Here is a 12,272-nt window from a genome sequence, read left to right as displayed (position 1 = left end):
GGTTATTTTTTGACTTTTTTCTGCAAGGCATAAAGAGCATTCATCGCATCTAACGGCGTCATTTCTAGCAAATCAAATTTCTTCAACTCATCAATGATCTTGCTTTCTTTTGCTGAAGGCTTAGGTTCCACTTCTTCCTCTTGGAAAAGTGACAATTGAGCCGCTGTTTTTTCTACTTTAACCGTTGCCTGTTCTTCTTTTACTTGATGATTAGCCGGTTTACTTTCTTGCTGTCCCTTCTCTTCTAATCCTGTTAAAATTTCATTCGCTCGTTTGATTAACTCTTTCGGAAGCTCAGCTAACTCGGCTACGTGAATTCCGTAGCTTTTATCGGCCGCTCCTTCTTTGATTTTATGCAAAAAGACGACTCTTCCGTTTTGTTCAACGGCTTGAACATGGACATTGGTTAATTGAGTTAACTCTTCTGCTAGCACGGTCAGTTCGTGATAGTGTGTTGAAAACAATGTTTTTGCGCCAATTTTATCGTGAATGTGCTCAATGATCGCTTGAGCAAGTGCCATTCCATCATACGTAGATGTTCCGCGCCCGATTTCATCAAATAAAATTAACGATTGATTCGTGGCGTGGGTAATGGCATTTTTTGCTTCTAGCATTTCGACCATAAACGTACTTTGTCCGGAAATCAAATCATCAGCCGCTCCGATTCTCGTAAAGACTTGATCAAAAATAGGAAGCTCGGCTTTCGTAGCTGGCACGAAACAGCCAATTTGCGCTAAAATCGCTGTTAACGCCACCTGTCTCATGTACGTGCTTTTCCCGGACATATTCGGTCCCGTAATCAGCAACACTTCTCTTTCTTCGTTCATCTGACAATCGTTCGGCACATATTGTTGCGAATCCATCACTTTCTCAACGACGGGATGGCGGCCATCTTCAAGAACTAATTCTCGTCCATTCGTTAACGTTGGACGGACGTAATGACGCATTTCACTCACCGTCGCAAAGCATTGCAGAACGTCTAGCTCACTAACTAAATGCGAAAGTTGCTGCAAACGTGGAATATACTCTTTGACACTTTCTCTTAGCTCTAAAAATAGTGTGTACTCTAGCTCCACCATTTTTTCGTTCGCCTGTAAAATCATCGCTTCTTTTTCTTTTAACTCGGGCGTGATGAACCGTTCACAGTTCGCTAACGTCTGTTTTCTTTCGTATCTACTGTCATCTAATGCGTGTAGATTCGCTTTTGTAATCTCAATATAATAGCCAAAAATACGATTGTAGCCGATTTTTAAAGACTTAATGCCTGTCCGCTCTTTTTCTTCACGTTCTAAGTTGGCAATCCATGTTTTTCCGTTGCGACTAGCATCACGATACGTGTCTAGCTCTGCATGAAAGCCTTCCTGAATCATGCCGCCTTCTTTAATCGTCAATGGAGGATGGTCAATTAACGCTCTTTCTAACAGATCAGTCAGTTCCTCACAAGGATCGATGTTGTTCATTAACTTCCGGATTTCTTCGCTATTGATTTGCGAAAGAATTTGCTTTAATACCGGAATTTGCTGTAACGATTTTTTTAATTGAACGAGATCGCGCCCATTCACATTGCCAAAAGCCACTCTTCCAGCTAAACGCTCTAAATCATATACTTCCTTTAACTGCTCGCGAAGTTCCTGGCGCTCAAAAAAGGAGGAAATGAGCGTTTGCACCATCGTTAAGCGCCGCTCAATTTGATCTTTTTGGATAAGTGGTCGGTCGATCCATTGCTTTAATAGTCGTCCGCCCATCGCTGTCATCGTCTCGTCCAGAAGCCAAAGCAGTGAGCCTTTCTTGCCTTTCGATCGAATCGTTTCCGTTAATTCCAAATTGCGCTTTGAATATTGATCAATTCTCATAAACTGATGGACGTGATATGGCTCAACTGGCTGCAAATGATCTAAGCTTCTCTTTTGTGTCCGATGTAAATACGAGAATAGTAAAGAAACGACTTGTCTAAGCTCTGATTGATTCACCTGTTGCATCAGTGGAAGAAAAACTTCTTGTTCAACGCTTCCCTCTTCTGTAGACAGCGTCACGGATAACCGCTCTGTCAGTTGACGTTGAATTGCCCCATCAAGATTTGCTTCAATGACGACTTCTTTCACTTGTAAAGTAGCTAATTCATTCATTACTTCATCTAATGAAGCTAAAGACGTGACTTTATTTTCTCCTGTTGATAAATCACTAGCTGCTAATCCATACGCTCCGTTATCGAACGAGCATAACGCAGCTAAATAGTTATTTTCTTTATCTTGAAGCCCTTTGCCTTCCATGACCGTTCCAGGAGTAATCAGCTGGACGACTTCACGTCTGACGACACCCTTCGCTTGTTTCGGATCTTCTGTTTGCTCGCAAATAGCCACTTTATGACCTAGCTCGATTAGCCGTTCGATGTAGCCTGCTGCTGAATGGTAAGGAACGCCGCACATGGGGATCTTTTCTGCTCCCCCTCCCTCCCTGCTCGTTAACGTGATTTCAAGCAGTTGACTCGCCTTCGTCGCATCTTCAAAAAACAGTTCATAAAAATCACCTAAACGGAAAAATAAAAAGGCATCTTGATACTCTGCCTTGACTTTTAAATATTGTTGGATCATTGGGGTATATTGCTTCATTACATTCCAATCCCTTTCCACATTGCCTATCTATTTTCAAATTATAATTATATCATACCCCTTATGTGGAAGCAGAAAAAAAGTGCCGGCCATTTCTTTCGGCCCGCACGGATGATTAATGGTGATGTCCATCATCAAGAAATGATGTATCCAGTTCTTCATAGTCATCCTCATCATCGAAATCGCAATCCCAGTCGTCATCACAGCCATGCGGATGAACGGCTACACAAATTTTCGTCTCGCCAACCACTTCAACTAAAAACTCTCTTTCTACGTGCACCACGATTTTGTTTCCGTGCTTCGAAATGACAGCTTCACAGCAATTTGGCTGCTGCAATACTCTCGCTATGACCTCATCATCATCAAAGCAATCTTCATCACGATACTTCAGTTTAATCACATCTTTATAGTCGACCTTCTCTGTGACAACTGACGTTTTTGTATTATCGTGATGAGAATACCAGACATTAATGTCATACGTGCCGTGCACTTCTACTGTTTTCCCGACCTTTTTGGCTTTATACTCATGGTTAATGATCCAACAGCCTAAAATGCTCGATGGATGATGCGGCGGACAAATCGTGTGATGAGACTGTGTAAACTTACGGCCTTTGGCAACGACCGACTTCGTTATAATCTCCCTATATTCTGCCATTCGAGCGTACCTCCTCGCTTGTTCTCCATTTATCCTATGCACTAAAAGCAAGACATGTGCCTAGTGAAAATAAAAATTATTTAAACGAAAAAGAGACTTTGCTTTTTAGCAACAAGTCTCTTTTTCCATTGTTTCCGCTATTTAACTACAACTTCCAGGCTGGCTATTTTTCACTTGAGCACCCGTCTCTCCGCGAAGTAGGTCTCCATCCGTTGATTCAATAATATGATCTGTCACTGTATTAGAAATAGCAGATGCGACAATTTGTAAAATCTCATTTACTTCTACTTGTGATTCTTTAAATTGTTGAACAACAGGAATTTCATCTAATTCCTGTTCGATTTTTTGAATTTTTTCTTCTACCATTTTTAAGGCTTCGGTTTTTCCATAATGTTGAAAGTTCACTGCTTGTTTTTGCAAGCTTTTTAGACTAGCGATTTTTTCGCGCACCTTTTGACTTTCATGAATTTTCGCTTCAGCTTCCTTAAAGAAGGCTACTTCCTCTGTTTCAGAAATCATGTGAGCTAACTCTTTCGCACGTGCCAAAATATCGTCTTTCGTATATGACGCCATCTTAGTTCACCTCTGCCATTGTATGTTCTTCTACCATTTCACCATTTAAAGACCATGTTTTTGTTTCAGTAACCTTCACTTTAACAATTTTTCCGATCGCTGTTTTTGGCCCTTTAAAGTTCACAAGTTTACTTTTATTCGTATAACCAGCGAGAATGTCAGGGTTGTTCTTACTCTCACCTTCTACTAATACTTCAACAATTTGACCTTTATACGATTTCATCGCTTCAGCTGATGACGCATTCACTAACGCATTCAATCGTTGTAGACGCTCTTTTTTCACTTCCATCGGAACATTGTCTTTCATTTTTGCCGCTGGCGTTCCTTCACGCGGAGAGTAAATGAACGTATAGGCCGCTTCAAAGCCTACTTCTCGATAAAGCGATAACGTTTCTTCAAATTGTTCGTCTGTTTCATTTGGGTAACCAACGATAATATCGGTTGTTAATGTGACATCTGGAATCGCCACTTTAATTTTACGAACAAGCTCTAAAAACTGCTCACGATTGTATTTACGCGCCATGATCTTCAATACTTCCGAAGAACCGGATTGTACTGGCAAATGAATGTGATCCATTAAATTGCCTCTCTTCGCTAATACTTCAATTAAATGATCATCAAAGTCACGCGGATGGCTTGTTGTAAAACGAATACGTGGAATATCAATTTTGCGGATTTCGTCCATTAAATCACCTAAGCCGTATTGAATATCGTCAAAATCTTTACCGTACGCATTGACGTTTTGACCAAGCAATGTAATTTCTTGATAACCTTGAGCCGCTAAAAGACGCACTTCTTGAATAATTTCCTCTGGACGACGGCTTCTTTCTTTTCCTCGTGTATAAGGGACGATACAATACGTACAAAACTTATCACAGCCGTACATAATATTCACCCAAGCTTTAATATTGCCTCGGCGCACTTTCGGAAGATTTTCAATGACATCTCCCTCTTTAGACCACACTTCAACGACCATTTCTTTCGATTTATAAGCTTCGTCCAAAATTTGTGGCAAACGATGAATATTATGCGTACCAAAGATCATATCGACATGGTGATACGTTTTTAAAATTTTATTTACAACTGATTCCTCTTGAGACATACATCCACAAACACCTAATAATAAATCTGGTCGCTTTTGCTTTAAAGCTTTAAAATGGCCTAATTCGCCAAACACTTTATTTTCGGCATTTTCACGAATGGCACATGTGTTTAATAAAACGACATGGGCGTCGTCCACAGAGTCTGTAGCTTCATAGCCTAATGCTAAAAAGATCCCCGCCATGACTTCTGTGTCATGCTCATTCATTTGGCAGCCATATGTGCGGATATAGAATTTGCGACCTTCACCCAATCCACGAAACCTCTCATCAATTTTGAAATCGTTATGATAGTTGATTTCTTCTTTTCCGCGCTTTTTGGCATCTTTTAAGGATGGTGGCTGATACACTGATTCAAAATATTTACTATAATCCTTTTCGGATTTTTTGTCCGTTGGATTATTTTCGTTCACTTGTTGTCCATGCTTTCGTTGTTCTTCGTTCATTGAAATCCCCTCTCTTTTTATAAAAAGAAAACAAAATATATTGCTTAATTTAGATATACAACTATTCATTATAAACCGTTTAATTACACTAAACAATAAAATAGACCATATGTCAAAAATACGCCCAGATTTTATCGGAAAAGGTTCATCTTTGTTATTTAACTTCTCTTTATACATAAAAAGAGAATGACACTTAAAAAGTCGTTTTTAAGCGTCATCCTCTTGGTCATTTCATTACATAAATTCTTTCACAAGCTTATCAAAATAAGCATCTTCTAGTTTCAAATCTTGGACAGTTAGCGGCTCATCAGAATAGCCGTATACAAGCTCTTGATAGGACGGTTTCTCTTTATTTTGATAAATGATCCCCGTGACAAGGCTGTCATACTTCATTAACGTATTCATCGCTAATTCACGATCAGAAGAGTCATACTCTTCAACCGTTGATAATTTCGTTAAATGCTCTTTAAACCAGTCATACGTATTAATTTTATTATAAGTGACACATGGGCTGAATACATTGATAATAGAGAAGCCTTTATGCGCGATCCCTGCTTCAATGATTGCTGTTAACTCTTTCAGATCGGTTGAAAAGCTTTGGGCAACAAATGTTGCTCCGCTTGTGATCGCTAACTCCATCGGTGAAAGCGCGCTTTCAATCGCCCCTTTTGGCGTCGATTTCGTTTTAAAGCCTTCCGCAGAACGCGGCGATGTTTGCCCTTTCGTTAAGCCATAAATTTGATTATCCATAACGATATAGGTTAAATCAATATTACGGCGCATCGCATGAATCGTGTGACCCATACCGATGGCAAAGCCGTCACCATCTCCACCCGAAGCGATGACTGTTAAATCTTTATTGGCCATTTTCACCCCTTGGGCAATCGGAAGAGCTCGACCATGAATACCATGGAGGCCATAAGAATTGATATATCCCGAAATACGACCAGAACATCCAATTCCCGAAATAACCGCGAGCTTCTCAGGTGTTAAGCCGACATTCGCTGCCGCACGCTGAATCGCCGCCTGTACGGAAAAGTCACCGCAACCTGGGCACCAGTTTGGTTTTACATTATTTCGAAAATCTTTAAACGTTGCCATTTAAAACAACTCCTTGCTACTTGTATAAATATGATGTGGCTGGAACGGGTTTCCGTCATATTTACACAAACTTTTAATTTTTTGCGGGTGGCCTACGTTCATTTTAATGATATTAGCTAATTGACCTGTTGCATTGTTTTCTACCACTAACACATTCTTTGTTGATTCAATCAATGGCAAAATTTCTTCTGTCGGGAACGGGTGAATCAGTCGAATATGCGCATGATTCACTTTCACTCCTTCTTGCTCTAGTCGATTGATCGCTTCCTCAATCGCCCCGCGAGTCGAGTTAAATCCGATGAGCAGCAAATCCGCTTGTTCATGTTTCGCATTTTTATAAACTGGCGTGTTAAACGGCAAGTCATTCAACTTCCGCATCCGCTTATCCATTTGCGCTTGACGATTAGATGGAGACTCTGATGGTTTACCTGTTTCATCATGCTCCACACCTGTTACATGGTGAATACCGTGCTTCATGCCAGGAATCACACGAGGAGAGACACCATCTCCCGTCACTGCATAGCGTTTAAAATACGCCTTCGCTTCTGTTTCAGGCAGTTCATCTTGAAGCAACTTCCCGCGACGAATTTCCACTTTGCTATAATCGAGCGGCTCAACCGTTTGTTTTCCTAATGATAATTGTAAGTCAGACAAAATAATGACTGGGCATTGGTACTCCTCTGCCAAGTTAAAAGCCTCTACCGTATCAAAAAAAGCTTCTTCCACTGTGCTTGGTGCAAGAACAATCTTTGGAATTTCTCCATGCGTTCCATAAATCATCGCCATTAAATCAGATTGTTCCTGTTTCGTCGGCAATCCCGTTGACGGGCCTCCACGCTGTGTATCAATGATAACGAGTGGCGTTTCCGTCATACCCGCAAGGCCGATCGCCTCCATCATTAAGGAAAGACCAGGTCCTGAAGAGGCAGTAAATGAACGAATACCTCCATAGTTTGCCCCGATGGCCATCGTGGCCGCTGCGATTTCATCCTCCGTTTGAATAACCGTTCCACCGACGTCTGGTAATTTTTCAATTAAATATTCCATAATTTCAGAAGCCGGTGTAATCGGATAAGCCGCCATTAAACGAACACCGCCTGCGAGTGCTCCTAGAGCGATCGCATCGTTACCGATCATAAACATCCGCTGTTTGCCATCCGCTGCTTGAAGCTCCAGTGCATCTGCTTTGCCCTCTAATTGATCAAGCATATAACCGTAGCCTGCTTGAATAGCTTCCATATTTTTTTGAACGACCGCTTCACCTTTACGTCCAAAGATCTCTTGAACGACTCCTGTAAACACTTGAACATCGAGATTAATGACGGCGCAAGTCGCTCCTACAGCCACCATGTTTTTCATTAGCGATGTTCCTAGTTCCGTTGCCATTTCTGTAAACGGCACGATATACAACTCCGCCTTTGTATCGTCCGGTTTGACTGGATTAAATTTCGCATCCGCCAAAATCATACCTTTATCGTGTAATTCCTTATAGTTCACATCAATGGTCTCCTGATCAAATGCCACCAATATATCTAGATCATCCGCTACCGCACGAACAGGTGTCGTGCTTACGCGAATTTTATTGTTCGTATGTCCGCCTTTAATTCTTGATGAAAAATGGCGATATCCATATAAAAAATAGCCTAAGCGATTCAAAGCCATAGAGAAAATCTCTCCTGTACTTTCAATCCCTTCTCCTTGTTGTCCTCCAACTTTCCAAGAAAGCTGCTCTATCATTGACCATTACACTCCTTTAATACGCTTCTTTCTCCACTCAACTAGTGTATCACTTTTGAGGCTAAATCACTAACTTTATACTTGCTGATTTAGTTCGGAAACCGACGCGCGAAATTGTAATAAAGAAACTTTTCTGTTTGAAGAGATGAATAATGCTTATTCAGCCATTCACCCCATTGTTCATACGCTTGATAACAATCTAATCCTGAAATCGTTTCATCAATCCCATCAAAGTCTGACCCGAACCCAAGGTGATCTTCTCCCCCGAGCTCACATAGATGCTCTACATGCTTTAATACATCATTGATAGTGACTTTCCCTTCTTTCTTCACAAAAAAAGGAACAAATGTCAGGCCGATCACCCCATCTTTTTCAATGATTGCCTTGAGCTGGTCATCCTTTAAATTTCTCGGATGAGGGCAAAGCTGATAACAATTGGAGTGGCTCGCTATCGGGAGGTGAGCCATGTCTATGACGTCCCAAAATGCTCGTTCACATAGATGAGAAACATCTGTCCATATGCCAAGATCATTGAGCTGCTCAACTACTTGCCGACCAAAAGCGGACAAGCCAGCCCCTCTCTTTTCTAAAGCTCCATCTGCTACCGCATTGGCATTGTTCCAAGTTAATCCAACAGAGCGAACGCCAAGGTAGTAAAGAATCTTTAGCTTGAGAACATCTTCTTCAATTGCTTCACAGCCTTCGAGCGTTAATACGACGCCTATTTCTCCCTTAGCTAAACGAAATATATCTTTCCTTGATTTAACTACTTTTATATCTGGATAAGGCTTGATGATTTTCTCATAGAATAAATCAATCTGCTCTAATGCTGCTCGAAATCGTTCAAATGGTTTTAGTGTAGGAGAGATAAAAATAGCAAAGCATTGTACTTTGCCTCCCGCTTTCTTTAACTGTTCATACGTAATATGCAAATTTTGGTTATGTTGAAAGCTTACACCCATTTCATTTTGAAGTCGATATAGGACATCACAATGAGCATCAAAAATCATCTGACCTCCTCCTTAAAACCGATTATTTTAGTCGGATTAATATATTTACTATATTTGATCTAACGAAAAATTGCAAATATTTTTTATTTAAATAAAAAGTCAGCCTCCGACACCGAGCAGAGCAAAATGCTACTCCCTTTTCAGTGCTTGAGTCTGACTTTCACAATTGGTTCTATCTTGGTTCGACAATCAATTTGATCGCGGTTCGTTCTTCTCCATCGATCAAGATGTCGGTAAAAGCGGGAATGCAAATTAAATCGACTCCACTAGGAGCAACAAACCCTCTGGCAATGGCGACTGCTTTTACTGCCTGATTAAGCGCTCCAGCCCCAATAGCCTGAATTTCAGCAGCACCTCTTTCACGCAGAACACCGGCAAGTGCACCAGCTACAGAATTAGGATTGGATTTTGCCGAAACTTTTAATACTTCCATTTCATGGCCCCCTTTATTAAACTATACCGAATGCTCATTCCATCAAACACAGTTTTCGCTAGTCTTCCATTGTTACTATATTCGCGGAATGGCTCGCGTATTACTTGTCTATTTAACAAAAGGGGCTGGTTATTATTCTGCAATAAATGGATGATCGTCGTTGATTAAAATTGGATCAATTTTTTTTGCTAAACCTGTTTTTCGATCTAATTCAATCAGGCAGCCACTCAGCTGAGTACGGCCGCTTTTCGGTACTTCAAATCTAACCGGTAAGCTCGTTAGAAATTTTTTTAACACCGCTTCTTTTTCCATTCCTAAAATGCCGTCATAAGGTCCCGTCATTCCAACATCGGATAAATAAGCGGTTCCTTTTGGCAACACGCGATGATCAGCCGTCTGAACGTGGGTATGTGTACCAACCACGGCCGATACTTTCCCATCTAAAAACCAACCGATCGCCTGCTTTTCACTAGTCGCTTCTGCATGGACATCGACAAAGATAAACGGCGTTCGTTTTCTCGCTTCTTCCGCCAATTTTTCGACCTCGGTAAACGGGCAATCTAACGGCGGCATAAATGTACGACCTTGAATATTAATAACCGCAACTTCTACCCCTGCTTGCTTCACGAAGATCAAGCCCTTTCCAGGTGTACCTTCTGGGAAATTTGCTGGTCGCACAAGTTGCTTCGCTTCATCGATAAATTCAAATATCTCTTTATTATCCCAAGCATGATTCCCTAATGTAACGGCGTCCGCTCCATCATTTAAAAACTGACGATAGATTTTCTCGGTAATTCCTCGTCCAGCAGCTGCATTTTCACCGTTGACAATTGTGCATTCAGGTCGGTATTTCTTTTTAAGCATCGGTAAATATTCACTAACCATTTCTCGGCCTAGTGAGCCAACCACATCGCCTACAAATAATATTTTCATCGTTCTTTCCTTTCCGTCATTTGTTTTTTTACAAAGGGAAAGCGGTGTGAAGGACTCACACCGCTTTATTTCGCATATTCCACAGCTCGTGTTTCTCTTATCACTGTCACTTTAATATGGCCTGGATAATCCAGTTCCCCTTCAATCCGTTTTCGAATGTCGCGTGCTAATCGATGAGCGTGAAGATCATCGATTTGATCAGGTTTCACCATAATACGTACTTCACGTCCTGCTTGAATCGCAAATGACTTCTCTACTCCATCATAGGATTCTGAAATTTCTTCCAGCTTTTCAAGACGGCGTATATAGTTTTCGAGCGTTTCGCTACGAGCACCTGGTCTAGCAGCAGAAAGAGCATCTGCAGCGGCCACAAGCACAGCAATAATGGATGTCGGTTCTGTATCTCCATGATGCGACGCAATACTATTAATAACAATTGGGTGTTCTTTATACTTCGTCGCAAGCTCTACACCGATCTCCACATGGCTTCCTTCTACTTCGTGATCTACCGCTTTTCCGATATCGTGAAGTAGTCCGGCGCGGCGAGCAAGGGTTTCATCTTCACCAAGCTCAGCAGCCAGAAGTCCTGTAAGAAAGGCTACTTCCATTGAATGTTTTAACACGTTCTGACCGTAGCTCGTACGGAATTTCAAACGTCCTAATATCTTGATTAAATCCGGGTGAAGTCCATGAATACCAACTTCAAATGTAGTTTGTTCACCCACTTCGCGGATGTATTCATCCACTTCTCTTCTAGCTTTATCAACCATTTCCTCAATGCGAGCTGGATGGATTCGTCCATCTTGAACAAGCTTCTCAAGTGCAATTCGAGCCGTTTCACGACGGATTGGATCAAAGCCTGAAAGAATGACCGCTTCTGGTGTATCATCGATAATTAAATCAATACCTGTAAGCGTTTCAAGTGTTCGAATGTTTCGTCCTTCACGACCAATGATACGGCCTTTCATTTCATCATTTGGCAAGTTTACAACTGAAACCGTTGTTTCTGCCACATGGTCTGCTGCACAGCGCTGAACAGCTAGAGAAAGAATATTTTTCGCCTTCTTGTCGGCCTCTTCTTTCGCGCGATTCTCTTGCTCTTTTGTCATCACAGCGATATCATGTGCAAGTTCTTGTTCGACGCGTTCTAAAATGATCGCACGAGCTTCATCACGAGTGAGACTTGAGATTCGTTCCAGTTCAGCTTTCTGTACTTTCACCATCTCTTCCACTTTGCTGTCCATCTCTTCAATATGTTGTTGTCTCTTAGTCAGAGCTTCCTCTTTCTGCTCAAGCTGAGCCTCACGTTTATCTAATTGCTCATCTTTACGATCAAGGTTCTCTTCTTTTTGTAATAAACGATTCTCTTGTTTTTGCAATTCGTTTCTTCGTTCACGAAGCTCTAATTCAGTGTCTGTACGAAGTTTATGAATTTCATCCTTTGCTTCAAGCAGGGCTTCTTTTTTCAGCGCTTCCGCTTCTCGATTGGCATCTTCAATAATTTGTTCTGCCGCATCTTTTGCCCCTGCAATTTTCGACTCCGCAATGGATTTCCTAACAAAATAGCCAACAACTACACCGACGATTAGGCCAAGCAAAATGGAGATGATTGTAATAGCATCCATGATTTCACCTCCCCTTGCTATGATCTGTTGTCATGTTTTTAACATGTCGG

Annotated in this window: 10 protein-coding genes; all 10 read right to left on the bottom strand. The window is 41.3% G+C overall.

Going from position 1 to position 12,272, the window contains the following annotated elements:
• Window positions 1-2 precede the first annotated feature (2 nt).
• The 10 genes from mutS to rny all read right to left on the bottom strand — a co-directional run bounded on the left by mutS (window position 3) and on the right by rny (window position 12,222).
• Window positions 3-2,609: a DNA mismatch repair protein MutS gene (gene mutS, locus ACSVDJ_RS07365; RefSeq protein ID WP_439169151.1), complete on the bottom strand. Its 2,607-nt coding sequence runs from the start codon at window positions 2,607-2,609 to the stop codon at window positions 3-5.
• A 115-nt stretch (window positions 2,610-2,724) separates the two neighbouring features.
• Window positions 2,725-3,264, bottom strand: a complete 540-nt coding sequence (locus ACSVDJ_RS07360) for an outer spore coat protein CotE (protein ID WP_439169152.1) — start codon at window positions 3,262-3,264, stop codon at window positions 2,725-2,727.
• Between the two features lie 141 nt (window positions 3,265-3,405).
• Entirely contained in the window at window positions 3,406-3,837 is a 432-nt protein-coding gene (locus ACSVDJ_RS07355; protein ID WP_439169153.1) for a YlbF/YmcA family competence regulator, read from the bottom strand.
• 1 nt (window position 3,838) lies between these two features.
• The gene (gene miaB / locus ACSVDJ_RS07350; RefSeq protein ID WP_439169154.1) at window positions 3,839-5,383 is read right to left on the bottom strand and encodes a tRNA (N6-isopentenyl adenosine(37)-C2)-methylthiotransferase MiaB; all 1,545 of its coding nucleotides are present in this window, start codon (window positions 5,381-5,383) and stop codon (window positions 3,839-3,841) included.
• Window positions 5,384-5,617: 234 nt separating this feature from the next.
• On the bottom strand, window positions 5,618-6,484 hold the full coding sequence (locus ACSVDJ_RS07345) for a 2-oxoacid:ferredoxin oxidoreductase subunit beta (protein WP_439169155.1): 867 nt from the start codon (window positions 6,482-6,484) through the stop codon (window positions 5,618-5,620).
• Window positions 6,485-8,221 carry a 2-oxoacid:acceptor oxidoreductase subunit alpha gene (locus tag ACSVDJ_RS07340; protein WP_439169156.1) on the bottom strand — a complete coding sequence of 579 codons (1,737 nt, stop codon included), beginning with the start codon at window positions 8,219-8,221 and terminating at the stop codon, window positions 6,485-6,487.
• A gap of 89 nt (window positions 8,222-8,310) precedes the next feature.
• Complete coding sequence (locus tag ACSVDJ_RS07335) at window positions 8,311-9,231, bottom strand: dipeptidase (protein WP_439169157.1); 921 nt, start codon at window positions 9,229-9,231, stop codon at window positions 8,311-8,313.
• Between the two features lie 172 nt (window positions 9,232-9,403).
• On the bottom strand, window positions 9,404-9,664 hold the full coding sequence (spoVS, locus tag ACSVDJ_RS07330; RefSeq protein ID WP_094835567.1) for a stage V sporulation protein SpoVS: 261 nt from the start codon (window positions 9,662-9,664) through the stop codon (window positions 9,404-9,406).
• 132 nt (window positions 9,665-9,796) lie between these two features.
• Complete coding sequence (locus ACSVDJ_RS07325) at window positions 9,797-10,597, bottom strand: TIGR00282 family metallophosphoesterase (protein ID WP_439169158.1); 801 nt, start codon at window positions 10,595-10,597, stop codon at window positions 9,797-9,799.
• Window positions 10,598-10,662: 65 nt separating this feature from the next.
• Window positions 10,663-12,222 (bottom strand): ribonuclease Y, encoded by a 1,560-nt coding sequence (gene rny / locus ACSVDJ_RS07320; RefSeq protein ID WP_439169159.1) that lies wholly within the window; start codon window positions 12,220-12,222, stop codon window positions 10,663-10,665.
• Window positions 12,223-12,272: the final 50 nt, after the last annotated feature.

Source organism: Bacillus sp. Hm123 (genome assembly GCF_051842975.2).
In the GTDB taxonomy this organism is placed as follows: domain Bacteria; phylum Bacillota; class Bacilli; order Bacillales; family Domibacillaceae; genus Bacillus_CE.
The sequence above is the reverse complement of the archived record's forward strand: the minus strand, read 5'-3'. Positions and strand labels throughout refer to the sequence as shown.

What these genes read in the sequence shown, in the direction of transcription:
- mutS (WP_439169151.1), bottom strand. Translation starts at nt 2,609, where the DNA reads ATGAAGCAATATACCCCAATGATCCAACAATATTTAAAAGTCAAGGCA.
- ACSVDJ_RS07360 (WP_439169152.1), bottom strand. Translation starts at nt 3,264, where the DNA reads ATGGCAGAATATAGGGAGATTATAACGAAGTCGGTCGTTGCCAAAGGC.
- ACSVDJ_RS07355 (WP_439169153.1), bottom strand. Translation starts at nt 3,837, where the DNA reads ATGGCGTCATATACGAAAGACGATATTTTGGCACGTGCGAAAGAGTTA.
- miaB (WP_439169154.1), bottom strand. Translation starts at nt 5,383, where the DNA reads ATGAACGAAGAACAACGAAAGCATGGACAACAAGTGAACGAAAATAAT.
- ACSVDJ_RS07345 (WP_439169155.1), bottom strand. Translation starts at nt 6,484, where the DNA reads ATGGCAACGTTTAAAGATTTTCGAAATAATGTAAAACCAAACTGGTGC.
- ACSVDJ_RS07340 (WP_439169156.1), bottom strand. Translation starts at nt 8,221, where the DNA reads ATGATAGAGCAGCTTTCTTGGAAAGTTGGAGGACAACAAGGAGAAGGG.
- ACSVDJ_RS07335 (WP_439169157.1), bottom strand. Translation starts at nt 9,231, where the DNA reads ATGATTTTTGATGCTCATTGTGATGTCCTATATCGACTTCAAAATGAA.
- spoVS (WP_094835567.1), bottom strand. Translation starts at nt 9,664, where the DNA reads ATGGAAGTATTAAAAGTTTCGGCAAAATCCAATCCTAATTCTGTAGCT.
- ACSVDJ_RS07325 (WP_439169158.1), bottom strand. Translation starts at nt 10,597, where the DNA reads ATGAAAATATTATTTGTAGGCGATGTGGTTGGCTCACTAGGCCGAGAA.
- rny (WP_439169159.1), bottom strand. Translation starts at nt 12,222, where the DNA reads ATGGATGCTATTACAATCATCTCCATTTTGCTTGGCCTAATCGTCGGT.